This window comes from Rhodanobacter sp. G1 (assembly GCF_055397855.1).
This window is the reverse complement of the sequence record NZ_AP039674.1, coordinates 1,847,481-1,867,338: the sequence shown is the minus strand read 5'-3', so window position 1 is coordinate 1,867,338 and position 19,858 is coordinate 1,847,481. Positions and strand designations below refer to the sequence as shown.

Annotated in this window: 6 protein-coding genes; 1 reads left to right on the top strand and 5 read right to left on the bottom strand. The window is 68.4% G+C overall.

The features are described from left to right. Positions 1-58 precede the first annotated feature (58 nt). The 5 genes from smc to ACZ5Z2_RS08410 form a co-directional block, all read right to left on the bottom strand. Positions 59-3,568, bottom strand: a complete 3,510-nt coding sequence (smc, locus tag ACZ5Z2_RS08430) for a chromosome segregation protein SMC (RefSeq protein ID WP_464761505.1) — start codon at positions 3,566-3,568, stop codon at positions 59-61. A gap of 128 nt (positions 3,569-3,696) precedes the next feature. Then, positions 3,697-3,948 (bottom strand): BolA family protein, encoded by a 252-nt coding sequence (locus tag ACZ5Z2_RS08425; protein ID WP_464761504.1) that lies wholly within the window; start codon positions 3,946-3,948, stop codon positions 3,697-3,699. After that, positions 3,945-4,244, bottom strand: a complete 300-nt coding sequence (locus ACZ5Z2_RS08420) for a YciI family protein (protein WP_464761503.1) — start codon at positions 4,242-4,244, stop codon at positions 3,945-3,947. Before ACZ5Z2_RS08420 ends, ACZ5Z2_RS08425 begins: the two co-directional genes overlap by 4 nt. Before the next feature lie 565 nt (positions 4,245-4,809). Beyond that, positions 4,810-6,519: a ShlB/FhaC/HecB family hemolysin secretion/activation protein gene (locus ACZ5Z2_RS08415; protein WP_464761502.1), complete on the bottom strand. Its 1,710-nt coding sequence runs from the start codon at positions 6,517-6,519 to the stop codon at positions 4,810-4,812. A 65-nt stretch (positions 6,520-6,584) separates the two neighbouring features. Then, entirely contained in the window at positions 6,585-18,779 is a 12,195-nt protein-coding gene (locus ACZ5Z2_RS08410; RefSeq protein ID WP_464761501.1) for a YDG domain-containing protein, read from the bottom strand. Positions 18,780-19,065: 286 nt separating this feature from the next. Here ACZ5Z2_RS08410 and ACZ5Z2_RS08405 point away from each other — a divergent pair, with 286 nt between their 5' ends. Further along, positions 19,066-19,842 (top strand): response regulator transcription factor, encoded by a 777-nt coding sequence (locus tag ACZ5Z2_RS08405; RefSeq protein WP_464761500.1) that lies wholly within the window; start codon positions 19,066-19,068, stop codon positions 19,840-19,842. Positions 19,843-19,858 lie beyond the last annotated feature (16 nt).

The following is a 19,858-nucleotide window of genomic DNA, read 5'->3' as shown; positions in this document are numbered from 1 at the left end:
TGGTTCGTTCGCCGCCGGTTCGTCCGTCATTCCGCGCCAGCGGGAATGGCTGCCATGCTCACGCGGTGCCCGCCAGTTTAGCCGCTTCGGCGAGATCCACCTGCACCAGGCGCGACACGCCGGGTTCGCGCATGGTCACGCCGCACAGCTGGCTGGCCGCTTCCATGGTGGCCTTGTTGTGGCTGATGAAGATGAACTGCACCCGCTCGCTCATCTCGCGCACCATCGCCGAGAAGCGGCCCACGTTGGCCTCGTCCAGCGGCGCGTCCACCTCGTCGAGCAGGCAGAACGGCGCGGGGTTGAGGTTGAAGATGGCGAACACCAGCGCCACCGCGGTGAGCGCCTTCTCGCCGCCGGAGAGCAGCGAGATGTTGGACGGGCGCTTGCCGGGCGGTCGCGCCATGATCGCCACGCCGGTGTCCAGCAGGTCGTCGCCGGTGAGTTCGAGGTAGGCATGGCCGCCGCCGAACAGGCGCGGGAACAGCTCCTGCACGCCGGCGTTGACCTTGTCGAAGGTTTCCTTGAAGCGCGCACGCGTCTCGCGGTCGATCTTCTTGATCGCGCCTTCCAGCGTCTCCATCGCGCTGGCTAGGTCGGCGAGCTGGTTGTCGAGGTAGGTCTTGCGCTCGCTCTGCTCGGCGTGCTCCTGGATCGCGGCGAGGTTGACCGGCTCCAGCCGCACGATCTTCTGCGCGAGGTCGGCCAGTTGCTGCTTCCACTGCGCCGCGTCCACGTCCTCGGCCAGTTCGGCGAGCAGGGTTTCGAGCTCCAGTCCGGAAGCGGCGATCGCCTCGGCCAGTTGTTCGGCGCGCAATTGCAGCGCCTGCGCGGCGAGGCGCTTCTCGGACAGGCTCTCGCGCAGGCCGGCGAGGCTCTGCTCGGCGAGGTGGCGGCGCTGCTCCAGCTGGCGGAAGGCGATGTCGCATTCCTCCAGCGCGCGGCGCGCCTCGACCAGCTGCTTGTCCACCAGCAGGCGCTGGTCGAGGTAGGTCTGCCGCTCGGCTTCCAGTTCGGCGATGGGATCGGAACCGGCGGCGAGCTGCTCGGCGATCTCGCCGCGGCGCGCCTCGATCTGGCGCAGCTGGTTCTCCATGCGCGCCAGCGACTGCTCCAGCGAAGTGAGCGAGGATCGCTTGGATTCCAGCGACAGCGCCAGGGCATGCGACTGGTCGGCCGCCTCGCGCGCGTTCATGCGCGCTTCCTCGCGGGTTTCCAACAGGGTGCGGCGTTCGTTCTCCAGTTCACGGCGCTGGTCTTCCAGGTCGCCCATATGGCCGACCGATTCGTCCAGCCGCGCGCGGGCTTCGCGGGTCTGCGTCTGCAGTTCGTCGAGCTGCTCGACCAGCACGGACAGCTCGCCGGCCACCTTCTCGCCGCGGGCGCGTGCGGTTTCCAGCTTGCCGCGATGGCTCTGCAACTGGCCGGCCAGTTCGGATGCGCGGCGGTGCGCGTTGTACAGCTCGCGCTGGGTGTCGTCGCGGGCGCGCTCGGCCTCGAACTTGCGTGTGCGCAGGTCGTCGAGCTGCGCAGTGCATTCCTCGATGCGCGCTTCCAGCGCGGCGACCTGTTCGGCCAGCGTGCGGATCTCGCGCTCGCGCGCCAGCACGCCGACCTGGTTGCCTTGGGCGCGACGTACGCGCGCCCAGCCCGGGCCCAGCCATTCGCCGCCGCGGGTGATCACCGACTGGTATGGCGCCAGCGCGGACAGGTCGGCTACACGTTGGCGGGCCTCGTCCAGCGTATCGGCGACCAGCACATGGCCGAGGATGGCGATGGCCGCGGCCGGGCCGCGCACATGGGCAGCCAGTGTGCCAGGGGTGTTGACGCCGCCTTCGGTGACATCGAGCAACGCGACGTCGGCGTTTTCCAGCGTGCCGAAGTCGGCGGCCAGCGCATGCGCGCCGTCCACCAGCACGCTGTCGATGAAGCCGGACAACACGGTTTCCACCGCGGGTTCCCAGCCGGCTTCCACCTGCAATGCCTCGCCGAGGCGGGGCGACTTGTCCAGGCCGAGGCGCGACAACCATTGGCTGGCGGCGTTCTCTTCCTGGCCCAATGCGGCGTGCTGCAGCGCTTCCAGCGAAGCATGCCGGCCGCGCGCGGTCTGCAACTGCGAGCGCGCTTCGTTGAGCGCGGATTGCAGCTGGCGCTCCTCGTCCAGCACCTTCTCGTGGGCGGTCTTGTGCTGGTCGAGCAGGCTGCCCAGCGATTCCACCTTCTCGCGCTGGGTGTCGTGCTCCACGTGCATCTGCTCGGCGGCGGCATCCAGCGCAGCGAGGTCGGTGGCCTTCTGCTCGGCTTCCAGCGCCTCGCGGCGCCTGGAAAGGTCGATCGCCTGGCGGTCGAGGTAGTTGAGCTTGGTGCGCTCCACTTCGGCGGCGCGGTTGGATTCGCCGGCAGTACGGGTGTGCGAGTCCCAGCGCTGCTGCCAGTCGGCCAACTTGGTTTCGGCAGTGCGCTGGGCCTCGGCGGTGTCGTCCTGCATCTGCTGCAGGGCTTCGAGTTTCGGCTCGCCCTCGGCCAGCGCCATGCGCAGCGTCTCGACCTGGCTGCGGTCGCTGGCGATGTGTTCGGCCAGTTCGGTATGTTCGCGCTCGGCCTCGCCCTGCGCGCGCTGCAGGCGCTCGGCGGTTTCCTTGTTGTGGCGCACCTGCTGCTCGACGCGGGCGATCTCGGCGCCGACCTTGTAGACCTCGGCCTGCACCGCGCCCAGGTGCTCGCCGGCCTCGGTGTGGCGCTCGCGCATGGCTTCGATCTGCGCCTCGATCTCGCGCTGGCCGGCCAGTTGCTTCTCGATCTCGATCTCGGCGGCGGACAGCCCCGCACCCTCGCCGTCGTGCTGGCCCTTCAGCGCGCGGTATTCCAGCGCGCGCAGCTCGGCCTGCTTGCGGGTTTCCTCTTCCTTGTAGGCCTTCCAGCGCTCGGCGGCACGGGCCTGGCGGTTCAGGTGTTCGAGCTGCTTGTCCACCTCGTCGCGCACGTCCTTCACGCGGTCGAGGTTCTCGCGGGTGGACTTGATGCGGCTCTCGGTTTCCTTGCGGCGCTCCTTGTACTTGGAGATGCCGGCGGCCTCTTCCAGATGCGTGCGCAGTTCCTCGGGGTGCGCCTCGATGATCTGCGAGATCATGCCCTGCTCGATGATCGAGTAGCTGCGCGGGCCGAGGCCGGTGCCGAGGAACAGGTCGGTGATGTCGCGGCGGCGGCAGCGCGCGCCGTTGAGGAAGTAGGCGGACTGTCCGTCGCGCGTCACCTGGCGCTTCACCGAGATCTCGGCGTACTGGCCGTACTCGCCCTGCACCGTGCCGTCGGCATTGTCGAAGATCAGCTCGACCGTGGCCTGCCCCACCGGCTTGCGCGAGGTGGAGCCGGAGAAGATCACGTCGGTGAGCGAGTCGCCGCGCAGGCGGCTGGCCGCGCTCTCGCCCATCACCCAGCGGATCGCGTCGATGATGTTGGACTTGCCGCAGCCGTTCGGCCCCACCACGCCGGTCATGTTGGCCGGCAGGTGCAGCGAGGTCGGGTCGACGAAGGACTTGAAGCCGGCGAGTTTGATCGTGGTCAGGCGCATGCGGTCATCGCTGGGGAATCGGAAGGCGCCTGCATCCGCAGGCGATCAGGCACTGTGCCAAAGGCGGCGAGGAGCCGCAACGCATCCACATGAAGTTTTACCGCAGGAATGCGTTACATCGCATTGTTTTACTTGGCATCTATCGATAGTGCATGGATGCCGTTGCCAATCAGGCCGTCGAGCGCGGCGTAGACCATGCGGTGCCGCTTGATCGGCGGCACGCCGGCAAATGCGGGGCTGACGATGCGCACGTGGAAATGCCCCTTGCCCTCCCCCGCGTGGCCGGCGTGCTTGTGGCCCTCGTCCAGCACTTCCAACGCGCTGGGCGAGAACGCCGCCACGAGACGCGCGCGGATCTGCCCGGCCATCGCCTCGCTCATGGCAAGGTCTTGCGGAACGGCTTGACGCTCACCTTGGCATAGACGCCGGCGGCCACGTAGGGGTCGGCGCCGGCCCAGGCCTCGGCCTCCGCCAGCGAGGGAAACTCGGCCACGATCATGCTGCCGGTGAAGCCGGCCGGGCCGGGGTTCTCCGATTCGATCGCCGGGAAGGGGCCGGCCAGCAGCAGGCGACCCTCGTCCAGCAGCGCGTTGAGCCGCGCAAGGTGTTCGGGACGTGCCGCGAGGCGTTTGTCCAGCGAACCGGGATGATCCTCGGCGATGATCGCGAACCACATGGGCAACGCTCCGTTGCTGGGCAAAGCGGGGATTTTAGCCGACTGTGACGGGGCCATGCGGATATCGTGGCTCTGCGAGGAGCAGATGCGTTGTGTTGTCGCGGGCGTCACACGGCGCGGCCACATCGCGCCGTATCCGGACACGGAGGGGTCTCACGCTCGTCATCCCGGCGCAGGCCGGGATCCAGTAGCGATCATGCTCGTCCGAGCCCCGCAGCCGCTGGATCCCGGCCTGCGTCCACTGCTGTCCTGAATAATCTGGGGATGGTGTCGAAGGACGAAGGCCCGCGCCGCTTGCACGAAGCATTGCGAGAAGGCGACTTCATTTCCGATAACGACCACCTATCCAGACTGTCATCCCGGCGAAAGCCGGGATCCAGTAGCGACCATGTTCGCTCAGGCCGCACGGCCACTGGATTCCGGCCTGCGCCGGAATGACGAGAAAGACCGCGGCCACGAATGTTCAAAATTATTCCGGACAGCAGTGGGCCTGCGCCGGGATGACGAGTCAAAGACCCAGGCGCACCGCGCGCCTTCACCCTTGCCTGGGCAATGCGGACTTCCCTCAGTCGAAGCCCTTCATCACCTGCACCCACAGGCGCGTCTTGGTGTTGGCGTCGGGCAGCAGATCCGGCGTGTTGCCGATGGGCTTGCTCACCGTGGCCGAGGCCGTCCACTCGTGCGATCCCGCCCAGTGCAGGCCCAGGCCGGCGCTGCTGAGGCGGGCGCTGTTGACGCCGCGCATGAACGCGTCCTTGTAGACCGTCAGGCGGCCGGTGTCGCCGAACAGCGAGGCCTGCCAGCGGCCCGCCACGCCGGGGATGCTGAAATCGTGGCGGTATTCCAGCGAGAGCAGGTTGCCCTGCGAGCCGGCCAGCACGCCCACGTCGTAGCCGCGCACGTTGTTGGGGCCGCCGAGGAAGAACTGCTCGGAGGTGTCGAGGTTCTTGCTGGCCCACTGCTGGCTGAAGCCCGCGTACAGCGCGTCGTCGTCGCCCAGCTTCTGCAGGCGCGAGATCGAGGCCGTGTACTTGTTGTAGGAACCCTGCGTGCGCGAGGTGATCCAGTCGATCAGGTTGGCGAGGCCGTTGGTGTAGTCGATGTCGCCGTGCGACATGCCGACGTTGTAGTTGGTGACGCCGTGCGCGTCGCGCTCGTCGCCGGCCAGCGTAGCCGTCCACACGTTGGCCTGGCGGTCGTTGTCGATCTCCACCAGCCCGATGTCGTCCTTCAGCAGCTTGCGGTCGAACTCGATCTGGCCGTACAGGTTGGCCCTGGTGTTGCGCACGATGGGCTGGGTCAGGGTGAGGCTGCCCACCAGCGCCGAGCCGTAGGCGTCCAGTGCCGAAAGCTGGTCGCCCAAGTGGTAGTGCAGCGAGGAGATGCCGCCGCGCAGCGTGGTGCCCTGCCCGTTCAGCAGCCAGCGGTAGCCGCCCTGGAAGTAGTTCATGCCGCCGCCCGAACTGGCCGCGCTGAAGTCGAGCAGGTCGCCCTCGTGCAGCAGGCCGTTCACGGCGAAGCTGCCGGTGGCGCGGGCGCGGCCGGTGTACTCGTTGCCGTAGTCGTCCACGCCCAGCGTACCGGTGTAGCGCGGCGCCGCCGTCACGCCGACCATGAGGTCGGACGTGCCGGGCTCGTCGCCCGGCTGGATCGCGGAGCCGGCCTGCGCGCCGGAGATGTCCGACAGCAGCAGCAGGCTGCGTTCCAGCGTGTAGTTCGACACCGGCTGGCCCGATTGCAGCGGCGCCAGCGTGGCCTTCAGCGGGCCGTCCTTCACCTTGCTCCGGTTGTCCAGCACCACCTTGCCGTAGCGCGCCTCGACCACGGCCAGCTTCACCACGCCGTCGGCCATGGTCTGCGCCGGCACGTACACGCGCACCAGCGGATAGCCGGCGCGCAGGTAGGCCGTGCTGATGCTGTCGGCTAGGTCGTCGAGGTCGCCCAGGGTCAGTTCCCTGCCCTCGTAGCCGGCGACCAGCGAACGCAGCCGCGCATCGGGCAGCAGGGTGTTGCCGACGATGCGGATGCCCTTGACGAAGAAGGGATGCGCGTCGGCGGCCGGCCGCTTGTCGGCGTGCAGCATGCGCAGGTCGAGGTCGGACGGCGGCACCGTCGCGGGCTGCTGCGGCGCCTGCTGCAACAGCATGCCGCTGCTGATGCCGCCGGTGCCGGGGACGCTGGGCACCGACTGGGCGTGCGACACGCCGGACAGGGCCAGCGACGTCATGGCGGCCAGCGTGCCGAGGCGCAGTACGGGGCGGGACTTGGTTTGCATGGAATTCACTTGGAGACGGTTGACTGAAGGGAAGCGGATCATGCGCGGCATGGGCTCGGGTTTCCTCACGGCATGGCCATCACGGGCGCACGCACGCCGCCGTCGATCACCTTCAGCGCCAGGCCCGAGGTGAAGTCGTCGCGCGACACGTTGCGCTCCACCGGACGGTGCAGGCGCTTCTTGTTGCCGGTGAACGGCCCTACCGTGTCCTGCGGCGCGAGGCCGTAGGGCGTGGCCAGCTCGGTCGGGCCGAGCACGCTGCCCAGGCTGGCGAGCGTGCCGTCGCTGATGCCGAAGGCCGACGGGCGCGCGCCGGTGATGTCGGCCGTGGTGTAGGCCGTGGCATCGGGGTTGGCGATGACGTAGTTGTCCGCGTCCGCGCCGCTCAGCACCAGGCCCGTCACCGTCACAGTCGTGCCGTTGGCGACGTTGGGGTTGGCGAAGTTGGCCGCGCCGTAGCCGAAGCCCACCTGGTCGCCCGGCAGCACGCCGGCGCTGCCCAGCGTCACCACGTCGGTGGTGGTGTTGTCGAACATCTTGTTGGTTCCGGTGGCGTCCACCACGATGGCCAGCGGGGTGATGGTGAGCACGTCGGTGCCGCCCACCAGGGTGTAGTTGCCGGCCAGGCCGCCGTTGCCGCCGTCGCCCAGCGCCAGCGTGCCCAGGTCCACGAACGCCTTGTCGGTGCCCACGTTCTTGTCGCCCACCAGGCCGGTGCCGCTCAGCACCAGCGTCTGGCCGTTCAGGCCGGCCAGCACGCCGTTGTCGCCGAAGGTCTTGGCATAGGCGTTCGCGGTGGCGTCGTACACGCGGGTGCCGTCGAGGTTCAGCACGTAGGGCGTGATGTCGGCCGTGGTGGTGGCGGTGCCGCTGGTCAGCACGTAGTTGCCGGCGTCCGCACCGCCGAGGGCGATGCCGCTCACCGTCACCGTCTTGCCGTTGCCGGCATTGGCGTCGGCGAAGGTGGCGCCGGTGTCGCTGAAGTCCACCGTGTCGCCCGCCAGCACGCCGCTGCTGCCCAGCGACGTCACCGTGGCGCCGTCGGTGGTGTCGTACGTCTTGTTGGCCGCCGTCGCCGTGGCGTCGATGGCCAGGGGCGTGATGCGCAGCGTGTCGGTGCCGCCTGCCAGCGTGTAGTTCTGCGCCAGGCCGCCGTTGCCGCCGTCGGCCAGCGTCAGCGTGCCCAGCCCGAACTGCGCGCCGGTGTAGGTGCTGACGTTCTTGCTGGCCACTTGGCCCGTGCCGCTCAGCACCACCGTCTGGCCGTTGATGCCGGCCAGCACGCCGTTGCTGCCGAACAGGGCGGCGTAGGCGTTCGTGGTGGCGTCGTACACGCGCGTGCCGTCGAGGTCGAGCACCACCGGGACGATGGTGCCCGTGACCCCCGTGGGCTGCACCAGCACGTAGTTGCCGGCGTCGCCGCCGCCTATCGTCATGGCCGTGCCCACGCCGATGCCGCTGGCCGCGTTCGGCGAGGCGAACGTGCCCGTGGCGTCGTTGCCCAGCGTCACCGCGTCGTTGCCCAGCACGCCGGCGAGCTGCGAACCGCCGAGGCTGGCCGTGGTGTTGCCGTCGTAGGTCTTGGTGTCCACCGTGGTGCCGGTGACGGTCAGCGTGGCCGGCGTGATCGTCAGCTTGTCGGTGCCGCCCGCCAGCGTGTAGTTGCTGGCCAGTGCGGTACCGTTCGCGACCAGGCCCAGGTTGCCCAGGTCGAAGTCCGTGCCGCCCGTGCCGGTGTAGGTGCCCACGTTCTTGCTGGTCACCGTGCCCGCACCGTTCACCGTGAACGTGTCGCCGCCCAGGCCCGCCACCGTGCCGAAATCGCTGCCGTAGGCACCCGTGGTCGCGTCGTACACGCGCTGGCCCGTCAGGCCGAGCACGTACGGCGTGATGTCCGCCGTCGTCGTCGCCGTGGCGTTGATCGTGTAGTTGCCCGCATCCGTGCCGCTGACCGCGATGCCGTTCACCGTCACCGTCTTGCCGTTCGCCGCATTGGCGTCGCTGAAGGTCGCTCCCGTGTCGGCAAAGCTCACCGTGTCGCCGCCGATCACGCCGCCGCTCGTCAGCGAGGTCACCGCCGCCGTCGCGTTGCCGTCGTAGGTCTTGTTCGATGCCGTCGCGTCGACCGTGATCGCCTTCGGCGTGATGTGGTACGCATCCGCACCGCCCACGAGGGTGTAGTTGCTGGCCAGCGCCGAACCGTTCGCGACCAGGCCCAGGTTGCCCAGGTCGAAGTCCGTGCCGCCCGTGCCGGTGTAGGTGCCCACGTTCTTGCTGGTCACCGTGCCTGCGCCGCCCACCGTGAACGTGTCCCCGCCCAGGCCCGCCACCGTGCCGAAATCGCTGCCGTAGGCGCCCTTGGTCGCGTCGTACACGCGCTGGCCCGTCAGGCCGAGCACGTATGGCGTGATGTCCGCCGTCGTCGTTGCCGTGGTGTTGTCCAGCACGTAGTTGGCCGAATCCCCGCCCGACTGCATGGCGATGCCGTCCACCGTCACCGTCTTGCCGTTTGCCGCATTGGCGTCGCTGAAGGTCGCGCCGGTGCTGGTGAAGTCCACCGTGTCGCCGCTGATCACGCCCGTACCCGTGCCGCCCATGCCGGTGCTGCCGTATCCGGCGACCGTGGCGGTGTTCGTGGTGTCGTACGTCTTGTCTTCCGCCGCCACCGTGGCTTCGATGTGCTTCGGCGTGATGACCAGGGCATCGGAACCACCTACCAGCGTGTAGTTGCCGGCGTCGCCCGTGTTGTTGCCCAGCGCCAGCGAGCCGAGGTTGAAGTTCTGGCCACTGGCCGGGTTGCCAGCGGCGCCCGTGCCCGTGTACGGCGTGCCGCCATTCACGTCCTTGCTCGAAATCACGCCCGAACCCGTCAGGCTCAGCACCTCGCCGTTCACGCCGTTGATCGTGCCGTCCTGGTTGCCGAACAGCGCGGCGTCCGCATCGGTCTTCGCGTCGTATACGCGTGAGCCGCTGAGGTCGAGCACGGCCCTGTTGATCTGGCCGGTGATGCCCGTCGGCTGCACCAGGGCGTAGTTGTCCGCATCCCCGCCGCCGATCGTCATGCTGGTGCTGACGCCTTCCGTGCCGGCGTTGGCCGAGGCGTAGGTGCCCGTCGTGTCGTTGCCCAGCGTCACGTCGTCCGCCGTGCCGCCGCCGTTGCTCAGCACGCCGACCAGCGTCGAATTGCTCAGGGCCGCATCGTTGACCTGGCCGTTGTAGGTCTTGTCCGCCACCGTGGTGCCGGCCACCGTCAACGTGGCCTTCGAGAGGGTCAGCGTGTCGCTGCCGCCCACCAGCGTGTAGTTGCCGGCGTCGCCCGTGTTGTTGCCCAGCGCCAGCGAGCCGAGGTTGAAGTTCTGGCCGCTGGTCGGGTTGCCAGCGGCACCCGTGCCCGTGTACGGCGTGCCGCCATTCACGTCCTTGCTCGAAATCACGCCCGAACCCGTCAGGCTCAGCACCTCGCCGTTCACGCCGTTGATCGTGCCGTCCCGGTTGCCGAACAGCGCGGCGTCCGCATCGGTCTTCGCGTCGTATACGCGTGAGCCGCTGAGGTCGAGCACGGCCTTGTTGATCTGGCCAGTGATGCCCGTCGGCTGCACCAGGGCGTAATTGTCCGCATCCCCGCCGCCGATCGTCATGCTGGTGCTGACGCCTTCCGTGCCGGCGTTGGCCGAGGCGTAGGTGCCCGTCGTGTCGTTGCCCAGCGTCACGTCGTCCGCCGTGCCGCCGCCGTTGCTCAGCACGCCGACCAGCGTCGAATTGCTCAGGGCCGCATCGTTGACCTGGCCGTTGTAGGTCTTGTCCGCCACCGTGGTGCCGGCCACCGTCAACGTGGCCTTCGAGAGGGTCAACGAATCGCTGCCGCCCACCAGCGTGTAGTTGCCGGCGTCGCCCGTGTTGTTGCCCAGCGCCAGCGAGCCGAGGTTGAAGTTCTGGCCACTGGTCGGGTTGCCAGCGGCGCCCGTGCCCGTGTACGGCGTGCCGCCATTCACGTCCTTGCTCGAAATCACGCCCGAACCCGTCAGGCTCAGCACCTCGCCGTTCACGCCGTTGATCGTGCCGTCCTGGTTGCCGAACAGCACGGCGTCCGCATCGGTCTTCGCGTCGTATACGCGTGAGCCGCTGAGGTCGAGCACGGCCTTGTTGATCTGGCCGGTGATGCCCGTCGGCTGCACCAGGGCGTAGTTGTCCGCATCCCCGCCGCCGATCGTCATGCTGGTGCTGACGCCTTCCGTGCCGGCGTTGGCCGAGGCGTAGGTGCCCGTCGTGTCGTTGCCCAGCGTCACGTCGTCCGCCGTGCCGCCGCCGTTGCTCAGCACGCCGACCAGCGTCGAATTGCTCAGGGCCGCGTCGTTGACCTGGCCGTTGTAGGTCTTGTCCGCCACCGTGGTGCCGGTCACCGTCAACGTGGCCTTCGAGAGGGTCAACGAATCGCTGCCGCCCACCAGCGTGTAGTTGCCGGCGTCGCCCGTGTTGTTGCCCAGCGCCAGCGAGCCGAGGTTGAAGTTCTGGCCACTGGTCGGGTTGCCAGCGGCGCCCGTGCCCGTGTACGGCGTGCCGCCATTCACGTCCTTGCTCGAAATCACGCCCGAGCCCGTCAGGCTCAGCACCTCGCCGTTCACGCCGTTGATCGTGCCGTCCTGGTTGCCGAACAGCGCGGCGTCCGCATCGGTCTTCGCGTCGTACACGCGTGAGCCGCTGAGGTCGAGCACCGCCTTGTTGATCTGGCCGGTGATGCCCGTCGGCTGCACCAGGGCGTAGTTGTCCGCATCCCCGCCGCCGATCGTCATGCTGGTGCTGACGCCTTCCGTGCCGGCGTTGGCCGAGGCGTAGGTGCCCGTCGTGTCGTTGCCCAGCGTCACGTCGTCCGCCGTGCCGCCGCCGTTGCTCAGCACGCCGACCAGCGTCGAATTGCTCAGGGCCGCGTCGTTGACCTGGCCGTTGTAGGTCTTGTCCGCCACCGTGGTGCCGGTCACCGTCAACGTGGCCTTCGAGAGGGTCAACGAATCGCTGCCGCCCACCAGCGTGTAGTTGCCGGCGTCGCCCGTATTGTTGCCCAGCGCCAGCGAGCCGAGGTTGAAGTTCTGGCCACTGGTCGGGTTGCCAGCGGCGCCCGTGCCCGTGTACGGCGTGCCGCCATTCACGTCCTTGCTCGAAATCACGCCCGAACCCGTCAGGCTCAGCACCTCGCCGTTCACACCGTTGATCGTGCCGTCCTGGTTGCCGAACAGCGCGGCGTCCGCATCGGTCTTCGCGTCGTACACACGTGAGCCGCTGAGGTCGAGCACGCGCGGGATGATCCTGAACTGGTTGCCCGTGGAGGCCAGCGTGTAGTTGCCGGCGGCGGAGCCGCCAAGGGTCAGGCTGTCGTTGAAACCGCCGCCGTCGCTGTAGATGCCGACGTTCGCGCTCGACACCGTGGAGCTGTTGCTGGACACGGTCAGGTTGACAAGGTCGCCTGTAACGACGTTGCTGCTGGAGACCCCCCAGCATGTCTTGCCGACGGCGCAGGCGGAGGGCGTGCCGTCGATGAGGGTAACGTTGCTATTGCCCACGTTCGCGGTGCTGTCGTACTGGCGCACGCCCGTCAGGGTGATGACGGCCTGGGTGATGTCGTAGGTGTCGGTGCCGCCCACCAGGGTGTAGTTGTTGGTGTTGCCGCTGACGGAAACCAGGGTCAGCCCGCTGACGCCGATCTGCCCGGTGCCGGAGGGCGTACCGCTGACGCCGCTGGCCGCGCCGCCGTAGCTGCCGGCATTCGCGCTGCTCAGCGAACCGGTGCCGCTCAGCGTGAAGCGGTCGCTGCCCACGCCGCTGAATGTGGTGGAGCCAGGCGTGGCACTGCCGGCCGACGCATCACGGAGATCGCCGGCGTTGACCTTCTTGGTGCCGTCGTAGGCACGCGAACCGCTGAAGCTGAGCACATAGGGCGTGATGGTGACGCCGCCCGCCAGCACGTAGTTGCTGGTCTGCGCCGAGCCGTTGCCCGTCAGCGTGAGGCCGGTGATGCCGCCGCCGCTGGTGGCGAACGCTACCTGCGTGGGGCTGCTGCTCGTGCCGGCCACATTGGCGGAAGTCAACGCGCCTGTACCGGTGCCGGCGAGGTTCAGCGTTTCGCCGTTCGCGCCCGTGAGCGTCACGCAGTCGGCGCCGCAATCGGTGACGCCAGATCCCGAGCCGTTGACCGAGGTGACCAGGTCGGCATCGGCATCGGCAGTGCCGTCGTACACGCGCGTGCCGGAAAGGGTCAGCACCATCGGCGTGATCTGGAACGTGTTGCCTGTCGTGGCTATCGCGTAGTTGGCGTTGCTCAGGCTCAGGCCGGTGGCAGTGAACGAACCGTCGCCGGAGCCGTCGCTGTTGTAGGTGCCCACATTGGCGGACGCCACCGAGCCGGTGCCGCCGTTCACCTTGACCGTGTCGCCGCTCACCACACCGGAGTCCGCGTTGCCCGAAACGGTGCCAGGCGCCGCCCACGTGATGAGACCGCTATTGCCGATCACCGTGCCGAGGCCGTCGTACTGGCGCGAGCCACTGATGGTGACGAGTCGCTGGGTGATGTCGCCGGTCAGGTTGGCGGGCTGCACCAGCTGGTAGTTGCCGGCATCCCCGCCGCCGACGTCCGACGGGTTGATGGTGACCGTCTTGCCGTTGCCCGCGTTCTTGTTGTTGAAGGTTCCCGCGATGCCGCTGCTGCCGATCGTGACGTCGTCGCTACCCAGCACGTCGCCCTTCGCATTGCCCTGGGTCAGCGTCGCGCCGTTCACCGACGCGGTCGTGTTGCCGTCGTACACCTTGGTGGCCACCGTGGCGCCGGAGACGTTCAACGGCGCCTTGGTGATGGTGTACGTGTCGATGCCGCCCACCAGGGTGTAGTTGTTGGCGTTGGCGCCGCCCACGGCCTGCAGGGCTAGCGTGCCGAGGCCGAAGTTGCCCCCCGTGTAGGTGCCCACGTTCTTGCTCGACGCGGCGCCCTGCCCCGTCACGGTGAACTGGTCGCCGTCGAGGCCGTTCAGCGTGCCGAACACGTTGGCGTTGTCGGCGTTGGTGACGTTGCCGGAAAGGCTGGCGTAGATGACGCTGGTGGCGTCGTACACGCGCGTGGCGCTGAGGTTCAGCACCAGCGGGGTGATGACGCCCACGTCGCTGGTTACCGAGGTCGGCAACGCATAGTTCGACAGCGACGTGCCACTGCCGGGCTGCCAGTCGGACGACACCAGGTTGGCGGTGACGTTGACGAGGCCGTTGCCACCGCCGATCGCATTGCCGTTGCCGTCCACGGTGGCATCAGCATTGCCGTAGGACGCCGATTGGGTCTGGGTGATGGTGGCGCCCTCGCCGTTCACCCAGCCGGTGGTGTGGTAGCCGGCGGACGTGTTGCCGGCGGTCTGGTTGTTGCCCGTGGGGATGGTGACGGAGGTGGTGCCGTCGTACACCTTCTGGATGGGGCCGTCGAGGGTGAGCGTGATCGGCGCCTGCAGGATGTCGGCGCTGAGGCCGGTCGGCTGGGTGAGGGCGTAGTTGCCGTTGGGGTCGCCATCGAGCGTGAAGCCGCTGGCGGTCACGGCGATGTGGGTGCCGTTGGCCGACAGGAAGTGGTCGCCCGGATCGGCGTTGGCGTTGGCCGTGGCGAACGTGCCGGTGCCGCTGGCCTGGTTGAGCGTGACGCCCGAATCCTGCGACAGCAGGCCGGCGACGGCCGAACCGGTGGCGTGATTGTCCTGCTGGAGCGTCGGCGAGCCGAACGTGAACTGCGCCGCCGCGCCGCCGTCATAGGTCTTGTTGTCGGCGGTGATGCCGGAAACAGTGAGCGGGCGCGGCGTGATCTTCGCGGTGAGCGTGGGATCCGTCAGCGTGTAATTGCCCGCCGAGCTGCCGCCGAGGGTGAACGTGGCGTCGATCACCTGCGTGCCGCTGCTGACGTTCGGGCCGGAATGGAACGTGCCCGACACCGGCGATCCGCTGGCGATGAATCCGCTGCCGTTCGGCGCCAGCGTGCCGGTGGCGCTGCCGGCGATGCCGTCGGCGGTATCGGCCGTGCCGGTGCCGATGGTGAGCGTGATCGCGCCGCTGTTCTTGTCCCGATCCGCGAGGCCCGCGATCTGGCCGTTGCCGATGTCCAGCAACGCGCCGGAGCCGCCGTCGTAGATCTTGTCTTGCGCGTAGACGCCGGTGACGTAGAGTGGCGCCGGGGTGATCCGGCCCACGTTCTGGTCGATGGTGTAGACCAGGTTGTAGTTGTTGAGATCCGTGCTGCCGATCGGCGCGTAGTTGTTCGAGGTGAGCGTGCCCTTGACCTCGATGTTGCCGAGCACGTTGCCGTTGACGTCGCGCGCCACGTTCGGCGAGGCGTAGGTGAACGACGCCGTGGGCGTGATCGCGGCGCCCTCGCCCGCCACCCAGCCGCTGTCCTGCGTGCCGCCGGTGTTGTTGTCGGCGTAGCCGTAGACGGTGAAGTTGCCGTTGCCGAGCGGCAGCACCGCGGTGTTGCCGTCGTACTGCTTGGTGACGCCGCTCAGCGTGATGTACAGATCCTTCTGCTGGATGACGCCGCTGCCGTAGGCGGTGATCGACCAATGGGCGGTATCCGACAGCAGGTTGGTGCCGTCGGTGTAGTTGCTGAGGCAGGCCGTGCCACCGCCGCCGCAGGTGAACGAGACGTTCGAGCCGTTCAACAGGGCGGTGAGCGGCTGCGTGCCGACGTTCTTGGTGGCGAAGGTGCCGGCGACGCCGCTGGACGTCCAGGTGACGTTATCGGCGGACAGGAAGCCGTCGAACACGATGTTGCTTTGGCCGAGCGTGATCGAGGTGCTGCCGTCGTAGACCTTGGTGGCACCGGTGATGCCGGCCGTGACCTGGTACGGGGGGCCGCCGGTGACGGGCCGTGGCGTGATGGTGCCGAAACCCAGTGCCGTGGTCGGCAGCGAGTAGTTCGACAGCAAGGTGCCGTTGCCCGCCGTGAAGTTGCCGTCGGTCAGCGCCGCCGCCACGCCCCAGGTGCCGACGTTGCTCTCCGGCGTGCCCGGCGAGCCATTGTAGTAGTTGGCCGTGAAGGGGCCGGCCAGGCTGATGGATTCGCCCGGGATCACGCCGTTCAGCGTGAAGTTGCCGGTGCCCAGCGTGGCCGCGCTGGTGCCGTCGTAGACCTTGGAGGGGTTACCGTCGATGACCAGCGACAGCGGCGCCGGCGTGATGCTGCCGGTGCCGGTGACGGCAGTGTTGAAGGTGTAGTTGCCGGCCTTGGCGCCGCTGGTGAAGCTGAGGTCGGACGATTGCAGCGTGGCCGTGACGTCGTAGGTGCCCACGTTCGGCGCGCCGCCGCCGGTGTAGGTCGCGGGCGCCTGGCTCACCGCCACCTGCTCGCTACCCACCATGCCAGTGACGGTGAAGTCGCCGCCGTTCAACGTGGCGTAGTCGGTGCCGTCGTAGACCTTGTCGGGGGAGACGCTGGGGTTGAACGCGATGGTCAGCGTCGCCGGGGTGATGTTGGCGACCAGCGAGGTCGGGGCGCCGGACGTGCCGCCCTGCACGCTGCTGACCACGTAGTTGTTGTTGGCGCTGCCGTCGCTGTTCTCGACGGCAAGGCCGCTGACCGTCACCGCGAGGTTGTTGCCCACATCCGACTGGCTGAAATGGCCGACCACGTTGGTCTGGTCGAGCTTGAGGCTGTCGCTGCCCTGCGTGCCGGTGAAGCTGGCGCCGCCGAGGTTCAGCTCGCCGGCGGTGGTGGTGGTACCGCCATCGTAGGTCTTGTTGCCTACCGTCACGCCGTAGACCTGCAGCTGCGCCTTGGCGATGCTGGCGGTGAGGTTGGTGGGCAGGATCAGGTTGTAGTCCGCCACCTTGGTGGGGTTGCTGCCCGTGAGCGCGAAGCCGCTGAGCGTCACGGCCTTGCCGCTGCCGGCGTTGGCATCGGCGAAGTTGCCGGCGCCGTTGCTGGTGTCCAGCGTGACGCTGTCGCCGTTGACGATGCCGTAGATGCTGGCGTTGCTGATGTCCAGCGGATCGCTCGTGCCGGTGTCGTAGGTCTTGTTCTGCGCGACCACGCCGCTCAGGTACACCGGCGCCTGCGTGATGGCGCCGGTGCCGGTGGCCGTGAGGCCGGTGAGGTTGTAGTTGGAGAGCTTGGTGCCCGAACCGGCGACGAAGTTGGTGCTGGTGAAGATGGCGGAAATCGGCACCGGGCCGCCGCCGCCGGCGGCGATGGTGCCGCCCACGGTGTTGACGTCAACGACCGGGGTGATGCTGTTGCCGCTGACGGTGCCGTAGCCCACCTGGCTGGGCTGGTTCACCGTGATGCTCTGTCCCGCCACGAGGCCGCTGATCAGGTAGTTCAGCGAATTGAGCGTGGCGGCGTTGGTGCCGTCGTACACCTTGGAGAGCGAGTTGGCGCCGGCGACGCTGCCGGGGCCGACGATGCTGATGGTCAGGGTCGCCGGGTTGATCGCGCCGGTGCCGACGCTGGCCGAACCGCTCACGGTATAGCCGTACACCGGGATGGCGCCGTTGAGGATGGTGTAGGCGGCGCTGGCGGTGGGCGCGGTCACCGTGAGGCCGGTGCCCGCATCCGACTGGCCGTAGCCGCCGGCGATGGCGGTGAGGGTGTCGCCGCTGCCGCCGCCGGCCAGGCTGTAGTTGAGCTCGTTGACGAGGAGGTTGCTGGTGCCGTCGTAGCTCTTGCTGGGCGTGCCGTTGGTGCCCGCGTTGAAGCCCGCGATGTTGATCGTGGCGGCGGCGCTGTAGAACAGGCCGTTGCCGGTGGCGCCGCTGGCCGCGGGCGCGCCTGCCGCGGCGTTGTACTGGATGAAGCCCGGCGTGAGGCCGCCCAGCGTGTTGGCACCGGGGCTTTGGCTGTAGACCGCCCAGTTGCCGACCAGCGCGTTGGCACCCTTGGTGTTGATGAAGGCGTTGCCCGCTTCCAGCACGGTCTTGCCGCCGGCCCCGGTGTTCTTTATGGCGGCGTTGAGGTTGATGTTGTGGTAGGCATTCAGCGTCAGCGTGGCATTGGTGTTCCAGTTGATCGCCGCATTGACGTTGATGTCGCCATTGCCGGAACTGGTGTTGCCGGTAGAACCGGCCACCCCCGTGGGAGCACCGCTGGCCGACGTGGTTTCAGTGACGCCGGTTCCGCCGTTGAGCGCGCCGGAAATGGCCGAAGCGGCCGTCGCGTCGATGTTGAGGTTGGTGGGGTCGACCAGCCACGTGCCAGCGGTGCCTTTCGGCGAGGCCGCCGTGACGTGCGCATCGGCCGCCACGTTGAAGTTGGCCGCCGAGGTTTCGATCTGGCCGCCCTTGCCCCCGTTCGGCGCGCTGGCATCCAGCGTGCCGCCCACGTTCACCGTACCCGCTTCCATGCCGCCCAGCAGGGTGATGGTGCCGTCGTGATCCTGCACGGTCTGCGCCTGCACCGTGCCGGTATTGTTGACCACGCTGGCGATCAGCGAATTGCGCGCGCCGGCGGTCATCAGCACGCTGCCGCCGTCGGCGACGATCAGCTGGCGGTTCTCGACCAGGCTCCTGACGGTGCTGGCGTCCACCACCAGGTGCATCAGGTGGCTGTCGGCGAAGGTCAGCGTGACCGCCGTGCCGGCGCCCAGCGCCACCGTGCCCAGCTGCGCGCGGATGGCGCCCTGGTTGGACACCGTGTTGCCCAGCAGCGCCACGTAGCCGCCCGGCGCGGCGTTGATGCTGCCGCGGTTGACCACGCTGCCGCGACCGTTGCCGGCGAAGCGCACCGTGCCGCTGCCCAGGGTGCTGTCGTCGAGATCCAGCGTGGAGGCCACGATGCCGCCCACGTTCACCTGCGCATTCTGGCCGAACAGCACGCCGTTGGGGTTGATCAGCCACACCTGGCCGTTGGCGTTGAGGTGGCCGTAGATCTCGCTGGCGGTGTTGCCCAGGATGCGGTTGACCGCGATCGAGCTGCGGCCCGGCTGCAGGAAGTCCACCGTCTGGTCGGCGCCGACGTCGAAGCTCTGCCAGTCGAGCGAGAGCGTCTGGCTGTCCTGCCGGATGGTAGTGACGTTGCCGGACTGGGTGATCGAGCCCGATCCGCCGACGATCTGTCCGCCAGTGGGCGCGTTGCCGGCCCAGGCGAGGCCGCTCATGCCCAGCGACGCCGACAGCAGGGAAAGCATCAGCGGCACGCGTGCCACCGAACGGCTTCGGCTCGTGCCGGAACCCTTGCCCTTCGCCAGTTCGGAGGCCGGCACCCAGGCGCGCAGCGTGCGGTTCCAGCAGAGTCGGTAGATATGGTTCATGGCAGAGGGCGTCCTGGCTTTCAGTGAAGTGAAAGGACGGCCTCGCGACCCGCACACACCTGCCTGCGGCGCATGTGCGCCCGGCAAGCCATGACTCCGGATTCATGCGGCGTGACCATCACGCGCGCAGCCGCCCTGCGCTACCAGCCTAGTTGCGATCTCCGTCACGGACTTTTGCAGCAAGGCATGCTAGCTTTGCCGGAACGCTCGGGCTGCACCGACTACAATGGGCGCCACGAAAGCCGGTGCCCGCACCGGCGGACGTGGGCATTCACGAGGAGATGGCGTGATTCCGAAACAACCGCTCGTGCTGGTCATCGACGACCGCCCCGAAGACATCCGCAGCAGCATCGAGCTGCTGCGGGCCGAGGGCATGCGCGTCAACCTCGCCACGGATGCCCAGCTGGGATGCCAGCGTGCGCAGGCGCTGCAACCGGATCTGATCCTGCTGGACGTGCGCATGCCGGACATGGACGGTTTCGCCGCCTGCCGCATCCTGCAGGCGAACCCGCAGACGCAACGCATCCCGATCCTCTTCTTCAGCTCGGCCAACGCCGACGAGGAGCGGCTGGAAGGCCTGACCAGCGGCGGCGTGGATTACATCTCCAAGCCCTGTCTGCCGACGGAGGTGCTGGCGCGTGTGCGCATCCACCTGAAGCTGGCCGCGCGCGCCGCCGGGGCGGCGGCCCCGGAAAAGCCGGAAACCCCGCTGCCGCCGGACGAGGTGACCCTGCGCGCGACCATGCGCTTCATCCAGGAGAACCTGGGCAACCTGCCCGAACTGGGTGAGATCGCCAGCAAGGCCGGCACGCACGGCAAGCGGCTGTCGGCGATCTTCCGCGAGCACCTGGGCGTGACGGTGTTCCACTGGATCCGCGAGGAACGCCTGCGCCGCGGCCGCGAGCTGCTGGCCGGTTCGCACCTGGGCATGCAGGACATCGCCCAATTGATCGGCTTCCGCAGCGCATGCAACTTCACCACCGCCTTCCGCGAGCGCATGGGCATGACGCCCACGGCATACCGGGCCAGCGTGCAGACCGGGCTGGGCGGCGCCGGCGATTGACGCGTCCGACCTGAAG